The sequence below is a fragment of the Nocardioides furvisabuli genome, assembly GCF_021083185.1.
GTDB lineage: Bacteria > Actinomycetota > Actinomycetes > Propionibacteriales > Nocardioidaceae > Nocardioides > Nocardioides furvisabuli.
Genome location: NZ_JAIGQB010000003.1, coordinates 225933 through 249388, shown reverse-complemented (window position 1 = coordinate 249388; position 23456 = coordinate 225933). Strand labels below are relative to the sequence as shown.

Sequence of the window (23456 nt, the reverse complement as noted above, 5' to 3'; positions counted from 1 at the left end):
GTCGTATGGCACGCCGCGGGGACACCATCGAGCTCGCAGTCCTCGGACTGCTGCACGAGGGACCCATGCACGGCTACGAGCTGCGCAAGCGGCTCAACCTGATGCTCGGATGGGGTCGGGTGCTGTCCTACGGCTCCCTCTACCCCGCACTCAAGAAGATGCTGCGCGCCAACCTCATCACCGAGGTCGCCGCCACCACCACGCCGACCAGCCGCCGTCCGCGGATCACCTACGAGGTCACCGAGGCCGGCAACGAGCACTTCCAGCGGCTCATGACGGAGGTCGGTCCCACCGCGTGGGAGGACGACAACTTCGACATCCGGTTCGCGTTCTTCTCCTCCACCGACATGGAGATCCGTCTCCGCGTCCTGGAGGGTCGGCGCTCGCGCCTGCAGGAGCGGCTCGCCCGCGTGCAGGGCGAGCTGGAGCGCACCCAGGCCGAGGTCGACCGCTACGCCGCCGAGCTCCAGCGCCACGGCGTGGAGTCGGTCGAGCGCGAGGTCCGGTGGCTCTCGGACCTGATCCGGGCCGAGCGCGGCGACGGGGCACCGACCCCGCCGAGCGTCCCGGCGCCTGCACCATCGAGCACCCCGCGGGCCGCCGGCGGCGTCCCGTCCAGCAACGACTGATCACCAGCCAGCGAGACACGCAGAGAGAAGGAGAGCCCCATGGGTTCGGTACGAGTAGGGATCGTGGGAGTCGGCAACTGCGCGACCTCCCTCATCCAGGGCGTTGAGTACTACAAGGACGCGGACCCGGCCGGGACCGTTCCGGGGCTCATGCACGTCGTCTTCGGTGACTACCACGTCAAGGACGTGGAGTTCGCCGTCGCCTTCGACGTCGACGACAAGAAGGTCGGCAAGGACCTGTCGGAGGCCATCAACGCCTCGGAGAACAACACCATCAAGATCGCCGACGTCCCCACGCTGGGCGTCGAGGTCAAGCGCGGCCCGACCCTCGACGGCCTCGGCAAGTACTACCGCGCCACCATCGAGGAGTCCGCGGCCGAGCCGGTCGACGTCGTCCAGGCGCTCAAGGACGCCGAGGTCGACGTCCTCGTGTCCTACCTCCCGGTGGGCTCGGAGGAGGCCGACAAGTTCTACGCCCAGTGCGCCATCGACGCCGGTGTCGGCTTCGTCAACGCGCTGCCCGTCTTCATCGCCTCCGACCCGGTCTGGGCCAAGAAGTTCGAGGACGCCGGCGTCCCGATCGTCGGCGACGACATCAAGAGCCAGGTCGGTGCCACCATCACCCACCGCGTGATGGCGAAGCTGTTCGAGGACCGCGGCGTCGCGCTGGACCGCACCTACCAGCTCAACGTCGGTGGCAACATGGACTTCAAGAACATGCTCGAGCGTGAGCGCCTGGAGTCCAAGAAGGTCTCCAAGACCCAGGCCGTGACGTCGAACCTGACCGGCGAGCTGGCCGACAAGATCGACAGCCGCAACGTCCACATCGGCCCGTCCGACTACGTCGCGTGGCTCGACGACCGCAAGTGGGCCTACGTCCGCCTCGAGGGTCGGGCCTTCGGTGACGTCCCGCTGAACCTCGAGTACAAGCTCGAGGTCTGGGACTCGCCGAACTCGGCCGGCATCATCATCGACGCCGTCCGCGCCGCCAAGATCGCCAAGGACCGCGGCATCGGCGGCCCGATCCTGCCGGCCTCCGCCTACCTCATGAAGTCCCCGCCGGTGCAGATGGCCGACGAGGTTGGCCGCGCCGAGCTCGAGAAGTTCATCGCCGGCGAGTGACGCGCAGCGTCACCTGACGCCAGCACGGACGCAGGTCCCGTCCCCCCTCGCGGGTGGCGGGGCCTTCGTGCTCCCCGGGGACCGTCGGCCCGTACGCTCGCCGGCGTGACCGCTCGCGCCCCGCTCGTCGTCGGATTCGACCTCGACCTCACCCTGATCGACACCGCGACCGGGTTCCGGCAGGTCCTGCAGGTGCTGGGTGACGAGCTGGGCGTGGACTTCCCGCTGGAGGAGATGACGGCCCGGCTGGGCCCGCCGCTCGACCACCTGCTCGCGCCCTACCTCCTGCCCGAGCAGGTCGCACCGGCCGGGGACCGGTTCCGGGCGCTCTACCCCGACCACGCGATCACCACGGTCCCCGCGCTGCCCGGTGCGCACGAGGCATTCGAGGCGGTGCGCGCCCACGGCGGACGGGTGCTCGTGGTCACCGGCAAGTACACGCCCAACGCCCAGCTCCACCTCGACCACCTCGGCCTCTCCTCCGACCACCTCGAGGGATGGGTGTGGGGCGTGGGCAAGGCCGACGTGCTGCGCCGCGAGGGCGCGCTCGCCTACGTCGGTGACCACGTCCACGACGTCGAGGGGGCCCGGGCCGCCGACGTGCTCAGCGTGTCGGTGCTGACCGGGGGCTGCACCCGCGAGGAGCTCGTGGCGGCCGGGACCGACGTCGTCCTCGACGACCTGCTGGCGTTCCCGGCCTGGCTCGACGCCGCGGTCCTCGACCGCGACGCCTGACGCGGCAGCGTCAGCCGCGCCCGGCCCACCACGCTCGGAGCGCGGCCTCGGCCTCCTCGGGCGACTTCGGGCCCTCCTCCATGCGGAGCTCGAGGAGGAAGGCGTAGGCCTGTCCGACCTCGCGTCCGGGGCCGATGCCCAGGATGCCCATGATCTGGTTGCCGTCGAGGTCGGGCCGGATGGAGGCCAGCTCCTCCTCCTCGCCGAGCCGCGCGATGCGCTCCTCCAGCGAGTCATAGGTGCGGCGCAGCCGGTCGGCCTTGCGCTGGTTGCGGGTGGTGCAGTCGGCGCGGGTGAGGATGTGCAGCCGCTCGAGCTGGTCGCCGGCGTCGCGGACGTAGCGGCGTACGGCGCTGTCGGTCCACTCCCCCGAGCCGTAGCCGTGGAAGCGCAGGTGCAGCTCGACGAGCGTCGACACCGCGTCGATGTCGTGGTTGGAGAAGCGCAGCGCCTTCATCCGCTTGCGGGTCAGCTTGGCGCCCACCACGTCGTGGTGGTGGAAGGTGACGATGCCGCCGGCCTCGAAGCGACGGGTGCGCGGCTTGCCGACGTCGTGCATGAGCGCGGCGAAGCGGGCGACGAAGTCGGGGCCGCCGCCGAGGCGGTGCTCGAGGTCGATCGACTGCTCCAGGACCGTCAGCGTGTGCTCGTAGACGTCCTTGTGGCGGTGGTGCTCGTCGCGCTCGAGCGCCAGCGCGGGCAGCTCGGGCAGCACGTGCTCGGCCAGGCCGGTCTCGACCAGCAGCGTGAGGCCGAGCCGCGGGTGCGGGGCGCAGACCAGCTTGACCAGCTCGTCGCGCACGCGCTCGGCGGAGATGATCTCGATCCGCGCGGCCATCGCGGTCATCGCCTCGACCACCTCCGGTGCGACGGTGAAGCCGAGCTGGGCGGCGAAGCGCGCGGCACGCATCATCCGCAGCGGGTCGTCGGAGAAGGACTGCTCCGGCGTGCCGGGCGTGCGCAGCACCCGCTCGGCGAGGTCGACGATGCCGCCGTGCGGGTCGACGAACTCGCGGCCCGGCACGCGCACCGCCATGGAGTTCACCGAGAAGTCGCGCCGGCCGAGGTCCCCGGCCAGGGAGTCGCCGAAGGAGACGTCGGGGTTGCGCGAGGCCGGGTCGTAGGTCTCGGAGCGGTAGGTGGTGATCTCCACCTGCCACTCGCCCTTGCGGCACCCGATCGTGCCGAACTCGCGCCCCATGTCCCACACCGCGTCCGCCCACCCGGCCACGAGCCGCTCCGTCACCTCGGGGCGGGCGGAGGTGGTGAAGTCGAGGTCGTTCTGGAGGCGACCGATCATCGCGTCGCGCACCGGGCCGCCGACCAGCGCGAGCTCCTCGCCAGCGCCGTCGAACAGCGCGCCGAGCTCGTCGATGACGGAGCCGATGCGCTCGAGCTCCGCGCCGACACGGCGCTGGATCTCGACGATGGTGAGGGGCTCAAGGACGGCGTCGGACACGACAGGCCACTCTACGTGCCGGTCAGGGACCACCGAACATCTAACATCGGTGCGTGCCCCGCCCGTCGTCGTTCCGCGCTGCCCTGGCGGGGCTCCTGACCCTCGGCGCAGTCACGAGCGGCGCGTCGGCACCGGCGTACGCCGCCCCGGCCGAGGAGTCCGACCCGCTCGTGGTGCACCTCGACACGATCAGCCCCGAGCTGCCGCGCACCGGTGACGTGGAGATCACCGGCACCGTCACCAACGTCAGCGACGAGACCTTCACCCGGATCAACCTGCACGCCTTCTCCTCGCAGGCGCCCATCCCCACCACCACGGCGCTCGCGGAGTCGGTCACCATCGACCCCGCGGAGTACGTCGGCCAGCGCGTGACCGTGCCCGGCACCTTCGACACCGTCGACGAGCTCGCGCCCGGAGAGACCGCTTCCTTCGCCGACTCGGTGCCCGTCGAGCTGCTCGAGATCCCCGACGAGGAGGGCGTGTACTGGATCGGCATCCACGCGCTCGGGGACAGCTCGGTCCCTCGCGACTCCGTGGCCGACGGCCGCGCCCGGACCTTCATCCCGCGCGAGCCCTCCCGTGGGGCGACCCAGGAGGCGTCGGTCATCCTGTCGATCCGCGGGCGGGTCTGGTACTCCCCGGACGGCAGGATCAGCGGCACCGATCGCTGGGCCCGACGGCTCGAGGAGGGGGGCAGCCTCGACGCCGCCCTCGACATGGCCGACTCGGCCGGCGACGCGCCGTACAGCTGGCTCGTGGACCCCGCTGTGCTCGTCGCCCTGCGCAGGCTTGCCCTCGGCAACCCGGCACGCAGCATCGCCCCGGACGACACCGTGCCCGGGCAGGAGCCGACGCCGACCGAGCCGCCGACCGACGAGCCGCCGACCGGGTCCACGCCGGAGCCTGCCGAGACCCTGACGCCGCCCCCGACCGGCACGGACGCGTCGGCGCCGACGGACGACGAGGTGCTCCTCGCTGCGGCCGCCGACGCGTGGCTCGCCCGCTTCAGTGCCACGGCCAGCTCCCGACCGGTCCTGGCGCTGCCCTTCGGTGACCTCGACGTGTCGGCGGCGGTGCGCCACGACCCGGTGAGGTACGACCAGGCGGTCGTCCGGAGCGCCGAGGTGATGACCGCACTCGGCCTGCCCTCGCAGCCCGCCGTGTCGCCGGCCGCCGACCGGCTGAGTCCCGAGGCGATCGCGCGGGTCTCGACCGACACCGTCATCCTGCTCGGCGACAACGCCTTCGTGCTGCCTCCGACGACCCCCCACTCGGTGGTCCGCCTCCTCGGGCACAAGGTGGTCGTCACCAGCACCGGCGCCGAGGCCGGCGGGCCCGGCCCGACCGCCGCCACCGATCCGCTCGCCCTGCGTCAGCGGCTGCTGAGCGAGGCCGCGCTGCGACTGGCTGCCGACGACACCGCCCCCGTGGTCGTCACCCTGCCGACCGTGTGGCGCGGCGAGGACGCAGCCTCCTTCTTCTCCCGGCTCGACCGGCCCTGGCTCGACCTCGTCCCGGTCACCGAGGTCGCCGAGCGCGGGGCGGTCGGGGTGAAGGCGTCCAACCTCTCCTACACCGAGCTCGACCAGGAGGCCGAGCTGGACGCGGTGGCCTTCGCCGCGGCCACCCGTGCCACGGACGCCTCCGCCCTCCTGGAGCGCGTGCTCACCCTGCAGACCACGATCGAGCTGCAGGTCCGCGAGGAGGTCCTCGTCGCGCTCTCGGAGCAGCACCGCGCCCGACCCCGTCTCGCGCTGCGCGCGACCGGACGGGTCGAGGAGGCCCTCGAGGACGACCTCGCCAAGATCACCGTCGAGGCGCCGACCGCCGTCACGCTCTCCAGCGACGCCGGGCCCTTCCCCACCACGGTGGTCAACGGGCTCGACCAGCCGGTGACGGTGCAGGTCCGCGCCACGACGGACGGCGAGCTCACGGTCACCGGCGACGGCGAGCGCGAGCTGGGGCCCCGGGCGCGGAGCGTGATCCGCTACGAGGCGACGGCCGCCCGAGCAGGCGTGCACAGCGTCCGGCTCGTGGTCACCAGCGTCGACGGGGAGCCGCTCGGGTCGAGCGACGTGCTGCCGGTCCGCGCCGCGCGGGTCAGCGCGCTCATCTGGATCGTGATGGCCCTCGGCGCCCTCGTCCTGTTCGGCATGATCGGCTACCGCCTGCCCGGCCAGATCCGTCAGCGGCGCGCCGAGCTCGCGGCAGCCGAGGCCGCCGCCGAGCCCGCCGACGCACAGCCCACCACCGCTGGGACCGGCCCGGCCCCGGAGCGCGCATGACCGAGCAACGGATCCTGGCCTCCTCGGCCGTGATGGCCGCCGGGACCGTCTTCTCCCGGGCCTCCGGCTTCATCCGCAGCGCGCTGCTGGTCGCGGCGCTCGGCGCAGCACTGCGCGCCGACCTGTTCACCATCGCCAACACGCTGCCCAACATGGTCTACATCCTGCTGGCGGGCGGCATCTTCAACGCCGTGCTCGTGCCCCAGCTGGTGCGGCGGATCAAGGCAGACCCCGACGGCGGCGACGCCTACGCGAGCCGGGTCATCACCCTGTCGGCGCTCTTCCTCGGCGTGGTCACGACGCTGCTGGTCGTGCTCGCACCGTTGCTGCTGCGGGTCTACCTCGACGACCGCATGCTGGAGCCCGACCGCGTCGCGCAGCTCGAGACGATCGTCGACCTGACGCGCTGGTGCCTGCCGCAGGTGTTCTTCTACGGCATGTACGTCCTGGTGGGACAGGTGCTCAACGCGCGCGGCCGCTTCGGCCCGATGATGTGGGCTCCGATCGCCAACAACCTCATCGCGGTGCTCATGCTCGTCGGCTACCTCGTGGTGTGGGGAAGTATCGGCAAGGGTCCTGAGCAGTACGAGGCGCTCAGCACGGCTCAGGAGGTCGTGCTCGGCGTCGGGTCGACCCTCGGCATCGTCGCCCAGTGCCTGGTGCTCGTGCCCTACCTGCGAGCCTCGGGCTTCACCTACCGCCCGCGCTTCGACTTCCGCGACCCCGAGCTGCGCCACACGCTGTCCCTGGGCAGCTGGACCGTGCTCTTCGTCATCGTCACCCAGGCGGCGTACCTCGTTGTCGTCCGGCTGGCCTCGGGCGGCACCGCAGACGGCGGGGACGGCACCGGCCTGACGGTCTACAGCAGCAGCCTGCTGATCATGATGGTGCCGCACTCGATCGTCACCGTGTCCCTGGCCACCGCGATCCTGCCGCGGCTGTCGGCCTACGCCCACGAGGACCGGCTCGCCGAGCTCGGCAGCACCGTCGGGTCGACACTGCGCACCGCGCTGGCCCTCGTGCTCCCCTTCGCGGTCGTGCTGCCCGTGGTCGCGGGCGACGTGGCGTCGGTGGCCTTCGGGTGGGCCGACCCCGACACGGCGGCGAGGTTCGCCCCCACGCTGGCGCTCTTCGGCCCCGCGCTCGTGTTCTTCACCGTCCACTACTTCATGCTCCGCGGCTTCTACGCCATGGAGATGACGCGCCTGGTCTTCCTCATCCAGCTCGCCGTCTCGCTCACCAACGTCGCCGTCGCCGTGGTGCTGGTGCCGAGCCGGCCCGCGGAGGAGACGGCCCCGATGCTCGTCGTCGCCTACCTGTCGTCGTACGCCGTCGGCGCGGCGCTCAGCTTCGCCGTCCTCCAGCGCACCGTCGGCGGGCTCGAAGCGCCGCGGCTCGTGCGCTTCCTCGTCCGCATGGTCGTCGTCCTGGCCGCCGCGGGCGCTGCCGCCTGGCTGGTCGAGCTGGCGATGGCCGGTCTCGGCCCGCGTCCCGGTCCCCTGCTGGCGCTGCTGCGCGGGGGGACCAGCGCGCTCGTCGGTGGCCTCGTGCTGCTCCTCGGCGCGAGGCTGATGCGGGTACGTGAGGTGACCACCCTGGTCGACACCGTCGCGGCACGGCTGCGACGCGGGTGAGACTCCCTAGAGTGGGTCCGAGCAGACGACAGACACCGGACGGGTGGGGAGCGAGGTGAACGATGCCGACGTCGATGCAGGCCGGTGACGTCCTCGCCGGGCGCTACCGCCTCGACGACCTGCTCGCCGAGAGCGAGGGCGGGCGGTTCTGGCGCGCCCACGACCAGGTGCTGCACCGCGCGGTGTCGGTGCACCTGCTTCCCGGCGACGACGAGCGCGCGCCCGCCCTGCTCGAGGCCGCACGGCGCAGCGGTCCGGTGGTCAACCGGCGCCTGCTGCGCGTGCTCGACGCGGAGACCGCCGACGGCCGGTGCTACGTCGTCAACGAGTGGGGCCAGGGCGAGTCGCTCGACAACCTCCTCACCCGCGAAGGGCCGCTGGCGCCCCGGCGCGCGGCCTGGCTCGTCGGCGAGGTGGCCGACAGCATGGCCGAGGCCCACGACGCCGGCCTCGCGCACGGCTGCCTGACGCCGGAGAACGTGCTGATCGACCAGCACGGGCAGGTGCGGATCATCGGCTTCGGCGTGGAGGCTGCCCTGCGCGGACTGCCCGCCGGGCGGATCAGCGTCGACGAGATCGACCTCGCCGGGCTGCTCTACTGCGCGCTCACCGGCAAGTGGGCGGGGGTGTCGGAGTCGGGAGTCCCCCCGGCTCCCGAGGTGCACGGCGACGTGCTGCGCCCGCGTCGCGTCCGAGCGGGCATCCCCCGGATGCTCGACGCGCTCTGCGACCAGGTCCTCAACCCCGAGCACGCGCCGCGCGAGGAGGGCTCCGACTACACCGCACGCCGGATCCGCGACCTGCTCCACGACTACGTCGGCGACGTCGCCGGGACGCCCCTGCCCGTGGCGCCCGCCGTCCCGCTGGTCCCCACGCCAGCCCCGACGCCGACCGTCCCGGACGACGAGGTGGTCGACGCCGACGCCATCGAGCCCGACCCCGAGCCCGACCCCGAGCCCACGTCCGGAACAGCACCAGAGCCGGAGCCCGAGCCGGCGCCCGAGCCGGCGCCCGAGCCCGCGCCGGCCCCGACGCCCGTCACCGACCTCCCCACCCAGGCCGGGATGCCGGTCTTCCACGACGACGACGAGGTCGACTGGCTGCGGGCGCGCGCCGACAAGCCCGCTCCCCCGCCGCCGCTCGACGACCCGACCCCGAAGCCGCTCTTCGCCCCCGACCCACCCGACGGGGAGCCCGTACGCCGTCCGCGCCCCGGCAGCCGCGCGGCGACCGGCGGCCAGGGCTACTGGCCCTGGGACGTCTCCCAGGACTCCTCAGCCAGCCAGGACTCCGGTGTCCGGCCGCTCGGGCGTGACACCGGCTCGTGGTCGTCGGGGTCGTGGACGGGTGAGCGCTGGGGCACCGGCGACGGTCTCGACGACACGGGCGAGCAGGTGCCGGGGCGCAGCTGGATCCGGCTCGCGATGATCGTGGGCGTCTGCCTGCTGGTGGGCGTCGCGGCCGTCGCGGCCTACCAGCTCGGGCTCAAGCCGCCCGACCCCGGTGGCTCCACGGACGAGCCGACCACGACCGCGAGCCCGACCGAGGTCGAGCCGACCCCCTTCACCGACCTCGTCGCCGACGACTTCGACCCACAGGGCGCGCCTCCGCGCGAGGAGAACCCCGAGCAGGTCCCCAACGTCGTCGACGGCGACCCCGCGACTGCGTGGACCACGTCGACCTACCGGCAGAACTTCGGTCCCGGCGGGCTCAAGAGCGGCGTCGGTGTCGTCATCGACCTCGGCACCACCCGCGCGGTGCGCCGCGTGGTGGTGACCACCGCGGGCGGCCAGACAGCGCTGGCGGCGTACGTCACCTCCGAGGCGCCCACCGGCGTCGCGGGCCTCACGCCGGTCGACACCGCCTCCGGCGACGGCCCGGTCACGATCGACCTCGAGGAGCCGGTCTCGGGGCGCTACGTCACCGTCTGGCTGACCCTGATCCCGGCGGTCGACGACGGGTTCCGCGGCACGATCTCCGAGGTGCAGGTGCTCGGATGAGCGCTCCGGTGAGCGACCGGTCCGACCAGGCGCTGCTCCAGGCGCACGTCGAGGGGGACGCCGACGCCTTCGGTGAGCTCTTCGCCCGCCACCGCGACCGGCTGTGGGCCGTCGCGTTGCGCACCATGGGAAACCCCGAGGACGCGGCCGACGGCCTGCAGGACGCGATGGTCGCCGCATTCCGCCGGGCCGGCTCCTACCGGGGTGAGGCCGCAGTGACGACGTGGCTGCACCGGGTCGTGGTGAACGCCTGCCTCGACCGGATCCGCGCCTCCAAGATCCGCCGCGTCGAGGCCATGCCCGACGACGTCGAGGACCGGGGCACGCTCGTCGCGACCGCGGCGCACGACGATCGCCCCGAGGAGGCGGCCGAGGGCAACGAACGCCGCCGGCGCGTGCTGGCCGCCCTCGCGACGCTGCCCGCAGACCAGCGTGCGGCGCTGGTGCTGGTCGACATGGAGGGCTACCCGGTCGCCGAGGTCGCGGTGATGCTCGACTGCGCCGAGGGCACCGTGAAGTCGCGCTGCTCGCGGGGGCGCACGCGCCTGGCCGGACTCCTGGCCGACCTGCACCACCCGTCCGGTGACCCGCCTCACGGGAACCCGCCTCCCGACGGCCCCGTCCAACCCACCGTGCGGCCCCGCGAGCCACCACGCGCCCGAGCCGACCCACCCGAGCACCGATCCCCGAGGAGGTGATCCGATGACCGACTCTCCCCGCCCGACCCCCGAGCAGGAGGCCGTACGCCGCCTCCTGGCCGAGGCGCGCCACGAGGGGCCCACCCCTCCCGCGGTCGTCGCCCGCCTCGACGACGTGCTCGCCTCCCTGGTCGCCGAACGCGGCGCCGCACCCCGTGCGTCCGAGAGTGCGTCCGAGGAGCCCGTGCCCGCAACGGTCGCCGACCTCGGCGCCCGCCGCCGGCGCCTGGCCGGCGGCGGCCTGCTCGCAGCGGCCGCCGTGGTCGTCGCGGGCGTCGCCCTCGGCCAGGCGCTGCCCCGCTCGGGTGACGACATCGCCGGCGGCGGTGAGGCCGCGACCGCCGACCGCGAGACCTCGCTCGCCGAGTCTGCCCAGCCGGACGCCGAGGACGACGGTTCCGCCGGGGCTGCCGAGACCGCACCCGAGTCCCTGAAGAGCACGCAGGTCGCCCCCGACGCCGGCCTCCCGACGCTGTCGTCGGCCGACCCGGAGCTCGACCAGCAGGTGCAGGAGCTCCGCGAGGACCTCGCGCGCTTCCAGCTGGGCTCGGCCGACGCGCTCGGGCGGTGCGAGCTGCCCCCGACCGACTCCCGGCGTCGCCTCGCCGCGCAGGTCGACGGCCAGGCCGGGGCACTGGTCTTCCAGCGCCCGGACGGCGCGGCCCAGCAGGTCGCGGTCTACGTCTGCGGCGTACCCGAGCCGGTGCGCACGCTCACGCTGCCGGCTCCCTGAGCCGGCCCCCGGCCGCAGTGGGGTCCGCATCACCACCGGCCCGGGAAGAACGCTGGCCTACGATCGGTTGAGCACGTCGTAGGAAGACACCCGACCCAGCAGGAGTGACACAGCCCCATGAGCGAGACCACCGACACGCGCAACGTGATCATCATCGGCTCGGGGCCCTCGGGCTACACCGCCGCTGTCTACGCGGCCCGTGCGGCGCTGGAGCCGCTGGTGTTCGAGGGATCGGTCACCGCCGGCGGTGCGCTGATGAACACCACCGAGGTGGAGAACTTCCCCGGCTTCCGTGACGGGATCATGGGCCCGGCGCTGATGGACGAGATGCGCGCGCAGGCCGAGCGCTTCGGCGCCGAGCTGGTCTCCGACGACGTGGTCGAGGTCGACCTCACCGGTGACGTGAAGGTCGTCAGGACTGCCACCGACACCTACACCGCGCGCTCGGTGATCCTGTCCACGGGCTCGGGCTACCGCAAGCTCGGCCTGCCCCGCGAGGACGAGCTGTCCGGGCGCGGTGTCTCGTGGTGCGCGACGTGCGACGGCTTCTTCTTCCGCGAGCAGGCCATCGCGGTCGTCGGTGGTGGCGACTCCGCGATCGAGGAGGCGACCTTCCTCACCCGCTTCGCCTCGAAGGTCTACCTCATCCACCGCCGCGACGAGCTGCGCGCCTCCAAGATCATGCAGGAGCGTGCCTTCGCCGACCCGAAGCTCGAGATGGTGTGGAACTCCGAGGTGGCCGCGATCAACGGCGCCGACAAGCTCGAGTCGATCGAGCTGCGCGACACCGTGACGGGCGAGGAGCGCCGGCTCGACGTCACCGGTCTCTTCATCGCGATCGGCCACGACCCCCGCTCGGAGCTGCTCACCGGCCAGGTCGACCTCGACGACGACGGCTACGTCCTCGTCGAGCACCCCTCGACCAAGACCAACCTGCCGGGCGTCTTCGCCGCCGGCGACCTCGTCGACCACCACTACCGCCAAGCCATCACCGCTGCCGGCACGGGCTGTGCGGCCGCCCTCGACGCCGAGCGCTTCATCGCAGCCCTCGACCACGAGGCGTCGACCGCCGGTGACGCCGCCGCGACCGTCGAGGCGATCGCCGAAGAGGTGCAGACCGCCGGCGCCTGAGCACCTCCGCCACCTCGCGCGGCTCGTCGACCCACAGGTCCACCCGGGCCACGGTCGACGGGCCGTGCGGCGTTGAGCGGGTAGTCCACCGGGAAACGGCTGTTCCGGGGGGCTGCACGCAGCCGAAGCCCGGTGGACTACCGGGCCACGGCGAGGGCGTGGGCGGGAACAACTGTCCGGGCAGTGGTGTTGGATTGATCGACACCCCGACCTATCCCGATGAAAGGGGCACACCCGTGGCCAACATCGCCGCTGTGACCGACGCCGAGTTCGAGGCGCAGGTCCTCAAGTCCGACAAGCCCGTCCTCGTGGACTTCTGGGCGGAGTGGTGCGGTCCGTGCCGCCAGGTCGCCCCGATCCTCGACGAGCTGAACGCCGAGCACGGCGAGAAGCTCACGTTCCTCAAGATGAACGTCGACGAGAACCCGGTGACCCCCTCGTCCTACCGCGTCACCGGCATCCCGACCATCAACGTCTACCAGGGCGGCGAGGTCGTGAAGTCCATCGTCGGTGCCAAGCCCAAGGCCGCGCTCCTCAAGGAGCTCGAGGGCATCATCTGAGCTGTCCTCAGTCGCCAGAGGCGGTCCGCACCGATCCGATCGGGCGGGCCGCCTTCTGCGTGGGGCGGACGACTCCCCACATGCGTTCGAGCGCCAGCTCGACCTCGTCCTTCCAGCTCAGCGCGGTGCGCAGCTCCATCCGCATCCGCGGTGTCGTCGGGTGCGCGCGTTGGGTCTTGAACCCCACGCTGCCGAGGAAGTCCGCAGGCAGCACGCAACCGTCCGGTCGCCCCCGCGTGTCGCCGTACGCCTCCACGGCCGTGTGGCCGCGCTCCACGAGGTCGGCGGCCATCGCCTGCACCAGCAGCCTCCCCAGGCCCCCACCCCTCATCCCGGGCTCGATCCACGCCGTCGCCGCGACCACGGCGTCCGGCGTGGACGGCGCAGTGGGCAGCGACGCAGCACCCGGGAAGCGGGGTGCCGGGGCGTAGATGATCACCCCGACCGTGCGCCCGTCGACGCGTACGACCCGCCCGCACGAGCCCCAGTCGCGCAGGACCCCTGAGACCCAGCTCTCCTTCTCCGCGATCCGCTCCCGCTCGTCGAGGCGGGAGCGGTCCACGGGCGTGAGCTCCCAGAACAGGCACGCGCGCACCGGGTCGGCCAGCTCCGCGAGGTGGTCGACGGTGAGGCGTGCGGTCTTGCGTGACACGACACCGATGCTAGCCCCGCGCAGCGCCTGAGAGGATGAGTCGTGCGCCCGATCCGACAGAGCAAGAAGCTGCAAGGTGTCCGCTACGACGTCCGCGGCCCGATCCTGGTCGAGGCCCAGCGCCTCGAGGCCGAGGGGCACCGGATCCTCAAGCTCAACATCGGCAACACCGCGCCGTTCGGGTTCGAGGCCCCCGAGCAGATCCTCGCCGACATGATCCACCACCTGCCCGACGCCCAGGGGTACGCCGACTCGCAAGGCATCTGGTCGGCACGGACCGCCGTCATGCACTACTACCAGTCCCACGGCCTGCGCGACGTCGGCGTGGAGGACATCTTCATCGGCAACGGCGTCTCCGAGCTCATCTCGATGGTGCTCCAGGCCTTCGTCGACGACGGCAACGAGATCCTCGTGCCGGCACCGGACTACCCGCTGTGGACGGGCGCCGTCACGCTCGCCGGTGGCATCCCCGTGCACTACCGCTGCGACGAGGACGACGACTGGAACCCCGACCTCGCCGACATCGAGGCCAAGATCACCGAGAACACGCACGCGCTGGTGATCATCAACCCGAACAACCCCACGGGAGCGGTCTACAGCGAGGAGACGGTCAAGGGGCTCGTCGACATCGCGCGGCGCCACCAGCTCGTGGTCATGGCCGACGAGATCTACGAGAAGATCCTCTTCGAGGACGCCCAGCACCACCACGCGGCGACGTACGGCGGCAACGACGTGCTGTGCCTGACGTTCTCCGGGCTCTCGAAGGCCTACCGCGTCTGCGGCTACCGTGCCGGCTGGGTGATGATCTCGGGCCCGAAGGAGATCGCGACCGACTTCCTCGAGGGCCTCACGCTGATCGCCAACATGCGCATGTGCGCCAACGTGCCCGCACAGCACGCGATCCAGACCGCCCTGGGCGGCTACCAGTCGGTCGAGGAGCTGATCGGGCCGGGGGGACGCTTCTACGAGCAGTCGATGCTCGCCCACCGGTTGCTCAACGAGATCCCCGGTGTCTCGAACGTCAAGCCACGTGGCGCGCTCTACTGCTTCCCCCGGCTCGATCCCGAGGTCTACGCCATCGAGGACGACCAGGACTTCGTCATCGACCTGCTCCGGGCCAAGAAGATCCTCGTCACGCACGGCACGGGCTTCAACTGGCCCACCCCCGACCACTTCCGGCTGGTCACGCTGCCGGAGGCGAGCGTGCTGGAGGAGGCGATCGGCCGGATCGCGGACTTCCTCGCGACCCGGCGATGAGCGCGTGGGGCGACGCGTGAGTCGCCTGTCACGAACGCTCGCCGCGACGCGGCGCTGACCCTAGGCTTCGGCCCATGCGCGACGTGACCTACCCCCCGATCATCGTGACCGCCAAGACCGCCTTCCGGGCGCTCGGGCAGCGCTTCCAGATGACGGGCACCGACAACGTCCCGCGCACCGGCGGTGTGCTGCTGGCCTACAACCACATCGGCTACGTCGACTTCGTCTACGGCGGGCTCGCCGCCAACCCCTCGGGCCGCCTCGTGCGCTTCATGGCCAAGCGCGAGCTGTTCGACCACCGCTGGGTCGGGCCCCTCATGCGCTCGCTGCACCACATCGAGGTCGATCGCGGCGAGGGCGTGGCGAGCTTCCACACTGCGGTCGACTACCTGCGCCGGGGCGAGGCCGTCGGGATCTTCCCGGAGGCCACGATCTCGCGGGCGATGGAGCTCAAGGAGTTCAAGACCGGCGCCGTGCGCATCGCGGCGGAGGCCGGCGTACCCCTCGTCCCGGTCATCCTGTGGGGCACCCAGCGGATGATGACCAAGGATCACCCGCGCGACTTCTCCCGCGGCACGACGATCGCGATCAAGGTCGGAGAGCCCATGCACGTGACCGGTGCCGACCCCGTGGGCGAGACCGCCGAGCTCCACGCCCGGATGTCGAGGCTCCTCGACGAGGTCATCGCCGAGTACCCCGCGGCCGAGCAGCCACCCGGCTCCTGGTGGCTGCCCGCATCCAAGGGCGGCAGCGCCCCGACGCTCGAGGAGGCCGTGGCCCTCGACGCCGCGGAGAAGCGTGAACGTGCCCGCAGGCGGGCTGAGAAGCGGGCGAAGAGACAAGGAAACAAGTAGACCTGTCGACAGGTCGATCTGTCGATGTGTGGCTTTGTCGACTTAAGGACTCGATGGGTGGAGCAGGCAGGCGTGTCGCTTGCTCACCTGGCCACACCCACGCCGAACGCTCGTTCCTCGCGTTCGGTTACGTGTCTCAGATCGGCCGGTCGTCGCGGTTGCGCGGGTCCATGATGTCGACGATGCGACGTAGGTCGTCCAGGCTGGCGAACTCGACGGTGATCTTGCCCTTGGCCTTGCCCAGGTCGACCTTCACCCGGGTCTCGAGGCGGTCGGAGAGCCGGTCCGCGAGGTCGGCGAGGCCGGGGGCGGTCGGCTCACGGCGCACCACACGGGGGGAGTCGGCCTCGGAGACGCCGACGGACACGATCTCCTCGAGGCCACGCACGGAGATCCCCTCAGCGGTCACCCGACCGGCGAGCCGGTCCTGCAGGCCCGGGTCGTCCACGCTCAGCAGCGCGCGGGCGTGGCCAGCGGACAGTACTCCGGCTGCCACCCGTCGCTGGACGGCCGGGGAGAGCTTCAGCAGGCGCAGCGTGTTGGAGATCTGCGGGCGCGAACGCCCGATGCGCTGGGCGAGCTCCTCGTGGGTGCAACCGAAGTCCTCGAGGAGCTGGCCGTAGGCCGCCGCCTCCTCGAGAGGGTTCAGCTGGGAGCGGTGGAGGTTCTCCAGCAGCGCGTCGCGCAGCATGTCGTTGTCGTCGGTCTCCCGCACGATCGCAGGGATCGTGTCGCGACCGGCCTCCTGGGAGGCACGCCAGCGACGCTCTCCCATGATCAGCTCGTAGGAGTCCTCGCCGCTCTTCCGTACGACGACCGGCTGGAGCAGCCCGACCTCGCGGATGGAGTGCACCAGCTCGGCCAGCGCCTCCTCCTCGAAGACCTGCCGGGGCTGGCGGGCATTCGGCCGCACCTGGGTGATCGGCAGCTCGGCGAAGTAGGCGCCGGCGACGGTGCCACCTGCGACCTGGTCCACCCCGTTCGCTGAGTTGTTCCACGTGGAACCATCCGTGGAGGAGCCGTTCGCGGCTCGCTCCGTCACCTCGGGACCGGAGGGGGTCACGGGCGATGCGCTGGGGGACGTGGGGATCAGGGAGCCGAGGCCGCGGCCGAGGCCGCGCCGGGGAGGGGTGGTGTTCATGCGGGGGCTCCCTTGCTGGCGATCTCGCGGGCAGCCTCCAGGTAGGACAGCGCACCCGCCGACGCAGGATCGTAGGTCATGACCGTCTGACCGTACGACGGCGCCTCCGACACCCGCACCGAGCGTGGAACCGCCGTCTTGAGGACCTGGTCTCCGAAGTGGCTCCGCACCTCTTCGGCGACGCCGGCAGCCAACCGGGTGCGGGCGTCGTACATCGTGAGCAGGATCGTGGACACGACGAGCTGCGGGTTCAGGTGCTGGCGCACCATCTCGACCGTCTCGAGGAGCTGACCGAGCCCTTCGAGCGCGTAGTACTCCGCCTGGATCGGGATGAACATCTCGCGACCGGCCACGAGCGCGTTCAGGGTGAGCAGACCGAGTGAGGGCGGGCAGTCCACGAAGACGTAGTCGAACCGGTCCTCGCCCACGTCCGCAGCCGTCCCGACCAGGGGATGGGCGGTGATCGCGCGGACGAGGCGCTGCTCGCGGGCCACCACGCTGACCAGCTCGATCTCAGCACCGGCGAGGTCGATCGTGGCCGGTACGGCCCACAGCCCCGGCAGGTCGGTGCACTCGGTCATCACGTCGGCGAGGGGCTCGCCCTCGACGAGCATGTCGTAGGTCGACGGGGTCCCGCGGTGGTGCTCGACGCCCAGCGCGGTGGACGCGTTGCCCTGCGGGTCGAGGTCGATCACCAGCACCTTCTGGCCGAGCTGCGCCAGACCGGCGGCCACGTTGACCGTCGACGTCGTCTTGCCGACGCCACCCTTCTGGTTGGCAACGACCATCACCCTCGTGGCCTCCGGTCGTGGGACCCCCTGCCGGCGCAACCCGCCTGAGCGGGCGAGGACAGAGTGCTGGGCTGCCTGGGCGAGAGGCGTGCCGTGGTCGGTGAAGTCGTTGTCCTGTGCGGCGATGTCAGCGGCCGTGCGGACCTGCCACGCGGGCCGTGTTTCACGTGAAACACCCTCTGTAAGGGTTTCACGTGAAACGCCGGCTGTTGTGCCGGCGGCAGCACCATCCTGTGGAGAACTCGCCGCATCCTGTGGATGGTCCCGCTCAGCGGGCGCTTCGCTGCCGGTGGAAAACTCTGTGCGGGTCTCGGAGCCCGGGTCCGCGCTCGTGCTGTCGCTGGGACGGTCCGTCACTCGGGACACCTCTCACTTCGCTGCGCGTGGGCCGCGCTTAGTACGGCGACGCTTGGCATCGCGGGCAAGGGGCCAACCTATCTGCGAAGGATCCGCCCACGGAACCCGGACCACAGTCGTCGGTGGATCGACGATGCCGACGCCCACCTCGGAGACCTCGGGAGCACCGCACCTCCACTTCAGGAGGAAGGAGGCCGCTGAGTCGATCTCATCGTGCACGGTCCTGCCCTTCATGGCCACAGTCGCGCCGGTGGGAGAGGCCAGCGGCATGGACCAGCCCAGCAGCCTCTCCAGCGGAGCGACCGCCCGTGACGTCACCACGTCGAAGACCTGCTCACCGTGCAGCTCCTCGGCCCGGCCGCGCCGCACGGTGACGTGGGCCAGACCGAGCTCCTCGACCACCTTCTCGAGGAAGGTCGTACGCCTGAGCAGCGGCTCCACCAGCGTCACCTGCAGGTCGGGGCGGGCGATCGCCACCACCAGTCCGGGCAGGCCCGCACCGGTGCCGATGTCGCACACCGACGATCCCTCCGGGATCGCCTCGGCGAGGACCGCCGAGTTCAGCAGGTGCCGATCCCATAGACGCGGTGCCTCGCGAGGGCCGATCAAACCGCGGACCACGCCTTCCGTGGCGAGGAGCTCGGCGTAGCGCTCGGCCAGGGGGAGTCGCTCGGACGTGAACACCCTCCGCGCCACATCGGGCGCGGAGGGTGTTGTTCCACGTGAAACGCCGTCGCTCACGCGGGAAGGATCACCACGTGGCGCTTCGGCTCGGCGCCCTCGGACTCGGACGTCAGGCCGGCCGCAGCCACGACGTCGTGGACGACCTTGCGCTCGAAGGCACTCATCGGCTCCAGCGACATCGCCTCGCCGGACTCCTTGACCTCGGCGACGGACTTCTCGGCCAGGGCGACGAGACGGGTGCGCTGCTGGGCACGGTGGCCGCTGACGTCCAGCATCAGCCGCGAGCGCTCGCCGGTCTCGCGGTAGACCGCCAGGCGGGTCAGCTCCTGCAGCGCCTCCAGCACCTCGCCGTTGCGGCCCACCAGCAGGCTCAGGTCGGCGCCACCGATCTGGACGCTGGCACGGTCGCCCTCGACGTCCATGTCGAGGTCACCGTCGAGGTCCGCGATGTCGAGAAGCTCCTCGAGGTAGTCGGCGGCGATGTCGCCCTCGTGCTCGAGGCGCTGGACCTTCGTCAGGCGGGGCGTCCCGGACTCGTCGGTGCCGGACTCGTCGGTGCTGGACTCGTCGGTGCCCGACTCCTCGGGGGTCTCGGTTCCTGCGGCGTCCGCGTCGGTCATCTGCTCACTCACGTGTGTCTCCTGCTTCCTTCGGGGTGCGATGCCTCAACGGGCTCGCAGAGAACTGTGGGGTCAGCGCTTCTTCTTCTGGTTGCGCTGCGCCTTGGTCTGCCGCTGCGGCTGCTGGCGCGGCGGCTTCACCTCGGTGACGACGGGGGCCTCCGTGACCTCCGGCTCGATGGCGATGCCCTTCTTCGCCGCCTTCGCGCGGTCGCGGTCCTCCTTGGCCTTGAAGGCAGGGGTGCCGGGCGCGGGGTTGTTGCGGATGACGTAGAACTGCTGCGCCATGGTCCACAGGTTGGAGGTGGTCCAGTAGAAGAGGACACCGACCGGGAACGCGATGCCACCGACCGCGAAGACCACGGGCAGGACGTAGAGCAGCATCTTCTGCTGCTGGGCATACGGACCGGAGAGCGCATCGGCCGGCATGTTCTTGCTCATCAGCTGGCGCTGCGTGAGGAAGGTGGTCGCGGTCATCGCCAGCACGAGCACCGCTGCCAGGACCCGCACCTCGACGCCATCGGCGTTGAGGAACGTGTCCGAGATCTTGCCGCCGGCGAAGACTGCCGCGCTGAGCTGCTCGTTGAGCTCCGGGGTCATCAGCCCGCGCTTGGTCTCCGGGTTGCGCGCAGCCTGGTCGAGGATGCGGAACAGCGCGAGGAAGATCGGCATCTGCAGCAGGATCGGCAGGCAGGACGCGAACGGGTTCGTGCCCGAGTCCTTGTAGAGCTTCATCGTCTCCTGCGCGAGACGCTCCCGGTCGTGGCCGTACTTCTTCTGCAGCTCACGCACCTTGGGCTGGATGAGCTGCATGTTGCGGCTGGACTTGATCTGCTTCACGAACAACGGGATCAGCGCGGCACGGACCACGAGCGTGAGCCCAATGATCGACAGCACCCACGCGAGGCCGGACGTCGGCCCGAACAGGTCCCCGAAGACGTTGTGGAAGCCCACCAGGACGAACGAGATCACGTAGTAGAGCGGCGTCATGATGGCGCTGCCGATGGACACGAAGAAGTCGATCACTCAAGCTCCCTGGCTCGGGGTGGTGGAGCCCACGCCAGGGGCGTGGGAGGGGACACGGGGCGGAACCGGGTCGTAGCCACCGTCGGACCACGGGTGGCAGCGACCGAGACGGCGTACGGAGAGCCAGGTGCCGCGCACTGCCCCGTGCTCGGTGACCGCCTCGAGGGCGTACGCCGAGCAGCTGGGGTGGTAGCGGCAGACCTGGCCGTAAAGCGGGCTGATCGCGAATCGCCACGCGCGGATGAACCCGATCAGGAGGTGCTTCATGTGCCGCTCACCCGGTCGAGCGTACGGCCCAGGTCGGCACCGAGCGTCGCGTAGGACGCCTCGGCGGCCGCCGGGAGCGCACGCACCACGAGAGCAGCACGACCCGGGAGGCCTTCCAGGTCCGGAAGGCGCTCCCGGGTCAGGTGCCGGAGTCGTCTCTTCACACGGTTGCGTGTGGCGGCGTTGCCCACGGCCTTGCTGACCGTGAACCCCACCTGCGTCGGTGCCGCGGGCGCGTCGGCGTCCACCCAGAGGTGGACGACCAGGGTCGCGCAACCGGCACGACGGCCGCCGCGGACAGCGCGACGGAAGTCGTCACTGTCGGCAAGGCGGTGGACTGCGGGGAGCACGGCGGGAGCCGTGGACTCGGTCCGTCAGACCGCCAGGCTCTTGCGGCCCTTGCGGCGGCGGCTGGACAGGATCGAGCGGCCGGCGCGGGTCCGCATGCGCAGACGGAAGCCGTGCACCTTGTGACGGCGACGGTTGTTCGGCTGGTAGGTACGCTTGCTCACGGCTATTTCTCCGAAGGTTTCGAGGGATGTCCACTCCACAGCGCGGTCGATGCTTGGCCCAGATCAGACACTTTCGGCCGGCACCGCCCGCCCACGTGGCCGCCATGAGGCGGATCGTGGACATGCGGCACCCGTCGACACGGAGCGACCGGCCAACGGTACGCGGTGGGGAAAGAGGGGGTCAAACCCGCGACCACCACCCGCGGGACACCCTGTGGATGACGTCTTGCCGCGACGGTCGTCAGGTTGTTACGTTCACAGCCTCCGCGGTGCCCTGCCACCTCGGTCTGTCCAGGGTCTCCCGCGTGGTGTGGCCCGGGTCACAGAGGACTGGATTGAGCCCCTGACCTGCGGAAACGCTGGATGGATCAGGGCGCGGCACGCCTCGGGGACGCTGTCCCGGGTCCTCGGGCCAGTCAGTTCACAGCTTGTGGACAACTCTGTGGACCACGGTTCGCCGAGTGTTCGGTGTGGGCCTTCAGACAACGGTGGAAAGCAAAGGCGGTCCGGTGGACGACCAGCAGGTAGATCTCGGAGCGGCATGGCAGCAGATCGTCGAGGACCTCCAGCCCAACCAGCGCGCCTGGTTGCGCCCGAGCGTGCCCATGACGCTGCACGAGAACACCGCGATCATCGCGGTGCCCAACGACTTCACGCGCAACCAGCTCGAGGGCCGGCTGCGCAACCACATCGAGGACGCGCTGAGCGAGGGCTTCGGACGCGAGATCCGGATGCTGGTGACGGTGAACCCCGCGCTGGAGGACGTGCCCCTCGCGCAAGCAGAGGAGTCGACAGATCGATCTGTCTCTTTGTCGACAAGTGAGCCGACGTACGACTCTGCGTTCGACGCATCCCCTGCGCCGCAGGTCGACCACGCCGAGCCGCCGTCGAGCGGTGAGCGGCGCCCGTCGGCACTGGAGACGCGGCTGAACCCGAAGTACACCTTCGAGACCTTCGTCATCGGCTCGTCCAACCGGTTCCCCCACGCCGCCGCGGTCGCGGTGGCCGAGGCGCCGGGCAAGGCCTACAACCCGCTCCTGGTCTACGGCGAGTCCGGCCTGGGCAAGACGCACCTGCTCCACGCCATCGGCCACTACGTGCGCAGCCTCTACAGCAACGCCAAGGTGCGCTACGTCTCCAGCGAGGAGTTCACCAACGAGTTCATCAACGCGATCCGCGACGACCGGCAGGACCGCTTCAAGCGGCGCTACCGCGACGTCGACGTGCTGCTGATCGACGACATCCAGTTCCTCGAGGGCAAGACGCAGACGCAGGAGGAGTTCTTCCACACGTTCAACACCCTCCACAACGCCAACAAGCAGATCGTGCTCACCTCCGACCGCGCGCCCAAGCGCCTCGAGGCGCTCGAGGACCGGCTGCGCAACCGTTTCGAGTGGGGCCTGATCACCGACGTCCAGCCGCCGGACCTCGAGACGCGCATCGCGATCCTGCGCAAGAAGGCCGCGATGGACCGCCTCACCGCGCCGCCGGACGTGCTCGAGTTCATCGCCTCCAAGATCCAGACCAACATCCGCGAGCTCGAGGGTGCGCTGATCCGGGTCACGGCCTTCGCCAACCTCAACCGCCAGGAGGTCGACATGACCCTGGCCGAGATCGTCCTCAAGGACCTGATCCCCGAGGGCGGTGAGCCCGAGATCACCCACGCGCTGATCATCGCCCAGACCGCCGCCTACTTCGGCGTCTCCCTCGAGGACCTCACCGGGCCCTCCCGCGGTCGGCACCTCGTCATGGCACGCCAGATCGGCATGTACCTCTGCCGCGAGCTGACCTCGATGTCGCTGCCGCAGATCGGACGCGAGTTCGGTGGGCGCGACCACACCACGGTGATGTACGCCGACCGCAAGATCCGCCAGCTCCTCGCCGAGCGCCGCGCGGTCTTCAACCAGGTCAGCGAGCTCACCAACCGGGTCAAGATGCAGGCGCGCCAGGCCTGAGGGTCCCCCACGCCGAACGTCTGGGGCCGTGATGGTCCGCGAGGTGTGGAGAACGTGTGGTTCCGGTCGGCGCTTCGTCCCCACCCCCTGTGGACACCTCGGGAGGAATGACACGACGGCAGCCCGCGTCCACACCGGCCAGCGAGTTCACCGTGCTGGGTCCACACCTGTCATCCACAGGGTTTCAGGACGCTGACCTGCGGAGATGCCCATTGTCCACAGTTTCCACCGACCCTATGACCACTATGAACCTCAAGACTGGACCGATCACCCACCAACGTCTACCGGCCCTTCCTCTGGGGAGAACCCTGCCGGGCCGCCGGGTGCGCGTGGCAGGATGCACTTCCCACACGC

23 protein-coding genes are annotated in these 23456 nt (G+C 71.0%); 13 read left to right on the top strand and 10 right to left on the bottom strand.

The window, feature by feature from the left end:
• The first annotated feature begins 5 nt into the window (after positions 1 to 5).
• The 3 genes from K4G59_RS07615 (at position 6) to K4G59_RS07605 (ending at position 2486) form a co-directional block, all read left to right on the top strand.
• Positions 6 to 629 carry a PadR family transcriptional regulator gene (locus tag K4G59_RS07615; RefSeq protein WP_231250359.1) on the top strand — a complete coding sequence of 208 codons (624 nt, stop codon included), beginning with the start codon at positions 6 to 8 and terminating at the stop codon, positions 627 to 629.
• A 39-nt stretch (positions 630 to 668) separates the two neighbouring features.
• Positions 669 to 1751 carry an inositol-3-phosphate synthase gene (locus K4G59_RS07610; RefSeq protein ID WP_231250358.1) on the top strand — a complete coding sequence of 361 codons (1083 nt, stop codon included), beginning with the start codon at positions 669 to 671 and terminating at the stop codon, positions 1749 to 1751.
• Between the two features lie 105 nt (positions 1752 to 1856).
• Positions 1857 to 2486, top strand: a complete 630-nt coding sequence (locus tag K4G59_RS07605; RefSeq protein ID WP_231250357.1) for an HAD family hydrolase — start codon at positions 1857 to 1859, stop codon at positions 2484 to 2486.
• 10 nt (positions 2487 to 2496) lie between these two features.
• On the opposite strand, the gene K4G59_RS07600 is transcribed toward K4G59_RS07605, so the two are convergent.
• The gene (locus K4G59_RS07600; protein WP_231250356.1) at positions 2497 to 3945 is read right to left on the bottom strand and encodes a CCA tRNA nucleotidyltransferase; all 1449 of its coding nucleotides are present in this window, start codon (positions 3943 to 3945) and stop codon (positions 2497 to 2499) included.
• A gap of 53 nt (positions 3946 to 3998) precedes the next feature.
• Between K4G59_RS07600 and K4G59_RS07595 the strand changes: the two genes are divergently transcribed.
• The 7 genes from K4G59_RS07595 to trxA all read left to right on the top strand — a co-directional run bounded on the left by K4G59_RS07595 (position 3999) and on the right by trxA (position 12986).
• A complete protein-coding gene (locus tag K4G59_RS07595) occupies positions 3999 to 6230 on the top strand; it encodes a DUF6049 family protein (protein ID WP_231250355.1) in 2232 nt (743 codons plus the stop codon).
• Positions 6227 to 7864 (top strand): murein biosynthesis integral membrane protein MurJ, encoded by a 1638-nt coding sequence (murJ, locus tag K4G59_RS07590; RefSeq protein ID WP_231250354.1) that lies wholly within the window; start codon positions 6227 to 6229, stop codon positions 7862 to 7864. Before K4G59_RS07595 ends, murJ begins: the two co-directional genes overlap by 4 nt.
• Before the next feature lie 62 nt (positions 7865 to 7926).
• On the top strand, positions 7927 to 9864 hold the full coding sequence (locus K4G59_RS19990) for a protein kinase family protein (RefSeq protein ID WP_269209795.1): 1938 nt from the start codon (positions 7927 to 7929) through the stop codon (positions 9862 to 9864).
• A gap of 8 nt (positions 9865 to 9872) precedes the next feature.
• Positions 9873 to 10562: an RNA polymerase sigma factor SigM gene (gene sigM, locus K4G59_RS07580; RefSeq protein ID WP_231250353.1), complete on the top strand. Its 690-nt coding sequence runs from the start codon at positions 9873 to 9875 to the stop codon at positions 10560 to 10562.
• Between the two features lie 4 nt (positions 10563 to 10566).
• Positions 10567 to 11295 (top strand): hypothetical protein, encoded by a 729-nt coding sequence (locus K4G59_RS07575; protein ID WP_231250352.1) that lies wholly within the window; start codon positions 10567 to 10569, stop codon positions 11293 to 11295.
• Between the two features lie 117 nt (positions 11296 to 11412).
• Positions 11413 to 12426, top strand: a complete 1014-nt coding sequence (trxB, locus tag K4G59_RS07570) for a thioredoxin-disulfide reductase (protein ID WP_231250351.1) — start codon at positions 11413 to 11415, stop codon at positions 12424 to 12426.
• A 236-nt stretch (positions 12427 to 12662) separates the two neighbouring features.
• On the top strand, positions 12663 to 12986 hold the full coding sequence (gene trxA / locus K4G59_RS07565) for a thioredoxin (RefSeq protein ID WP_056603764.1): 324 nt from the start codon (positions 12663 to 12665) through the stop codon (positions 12984 to 12986).
• A 7-nt stretch (positions 12987 to 12993) separates the two neighbouring features.
• Here trxA and K4G59_RS07560 read toward each other — a convergent pair whose 3' ends face one another.
• Positions 12994 to 13638 (bottom strand): GNAT family N-acetyltransferase, encoded by a 645-nt coding sequence (locus tag K4G59_RS07560; RefSeq protein ID WP_231250350.1) that lies wholly within the window; start codon positions 13636 to 13638, stop codon positions 12994 to 12996.
• Positions 13639 to 13680: 42 nt separating this feature from the next.
• Between K4G59_RS07560 and K4G59_RS07555 the strand changes: the two genes are divergently transcribed.
• Positions 13681 to 14895 carry a pyridoxal phosphate-dependent aminotransferase gene (locus K4G59_RS07555; RefSeq protein WP_231250349.1) on the top strand — a complete coding sequence of 405 codons (1215 nt, stop codon included), beginning with the start codon at positions 13681 to 13683 and terminating at the stop codon, positions 14893 to 14895.
• Positions 14896 to 14969: 74 nt separating this feature from the next.
• Positions 14970 to 15749 (top strand): lysophospholipid acyltransferase family protein, encoded by a 780-nt coding sequence (locus K4G59_RS07550; protein ID WP_231250348.1) that lies wholly within the window; start codon positions 14970 to 14972, stop codon positions 15747 to 15749.
• 136 nt (positions 15750 to 15885) lie between these two features.
• Here K4G59_RS07550 and K4G59_RS07545 read toward each other — a convergent pair whose 3' ends face one another.
• The 8 genes from K4G59_RS07545 to rpmH all read right to left on the bottom strand — a co-directional run bounded on the left by K4G59_RS07545 (position 15886) and on the right by rpmH (position 21147).
• Entirely contained in the window at positions 15886 to 16890 is a 1005-nt protein-coding gene (locus K4G59_RS07545; protein WP_231250347.1) for a ParB/RepB/Spo0J family partition protein, read from the bottom strand.
• Entirely contained in the window at positions 16887 to 17678 is a 792-nt protein-coding gene (locus tag K4G59_RS07540) for a ParA family protein (protein WP_231250666.1), read from the bottom strand. The genes K4G59_RS07545 and K4G59_RS07540 overlap by 4 nt, the downstream gene beginning before the upstream one ends.
• Positions 17679 to 18050: 372 nt before the next feature.
• Positions 18051 to 18722 (bottom strand): 16S rRNA (guanine(527)-N(7))-methyltransferase RsmG, encoded by a 672-nt coding sequence (rsmG, locus tag K4G59_RS07535; RefSeq protein ID WP_231250346.1) that lies wholly within the window; start codon positions 18720 to 18722, stop codon positions 18051 to 18053.
• A gap of 53 nt (positions 18723 to 18775) precedes the next feature.
• Positions 18776 to 19342, bottom strand: coding sequence for a Jag family protein (locus K4G59_RS07530; RefSeq protein ID WP_269209860.1), 567 nt, complete (start codon positions 19340 to 19342; stop codon positions 18776 to 18778).
• A gap of 72 nt (positions 19343 to 19414) precedes the next feature.
• Positions 19415 to 20332, bottom strand: a complete 918-nt coding sequence (yidC, locus tag K4G59_RS07525; RefSeq protein WP_269209859.1) for a membrane protein insertase YidC — start codon at positions 20330 to 20332, stop codon at positions 19415 to 19417.
• Between the two features lie 36 nt (positions 20333 to 20368).
• Positions 20369 to 20635, bottom strand: coding sequence for a membrane protein insertion efficiency factor YidD (gene yidD / locus K4G59_RS07520; protein WP_231250343.1), 267 nt, complete (start codon positions 20633 to 20635; stop codon positions 20369 to 20371).
• The gene (gene rnpA / locus K4G59_RS07515) at positions 20632 to 20985 is read right to left on the bottom strand and encodes a ribonuclease P protein component (RefSeq protein WP_231250342.1); all 354 of its coding nucleotides are present in this window, start codon (positions 20983 to 20985) and stop codon (positions 20632 to 20634) included. The genes yidD and rnpA overlap by 4 nt, the downstream gene beginning before the upstream one ends.
• A 24-nt stretch (positions 20986 to 21009) precedes the next feature.
• On the bottom strand, positions 21010 to 21147 hold the full coding sequence (gene rpmH / locus K4G59_RS07510) for a 50S ribosomal protein L34 (RefSeq protein ID WP_056156542.1): 138 nt from the start codon (positions 21145 to 21147) through the stop codon (positions 21010 to 21012).
• Positions 21148 to 21617: 470 nt separating this feature from the next.
• Here rpmH and dnaA point away from each other — a divergent pair, with 470 nt between their 5' ends.
• Positions 21618 to 23102: a chromosomal replication initiator protein DnaA gene (gene dnaA, locus K4G59_RS07505; protein ID WP_372461798.1), complete on the top strand. Its 1485-nt coding sequence runs from the start codon at positions 21618 to 21620 to the stop codon at positions 23100 to 23102.
• The last annotated feature ends 354 nt before the right edge of the window (positions 23103 to 23456 follow it).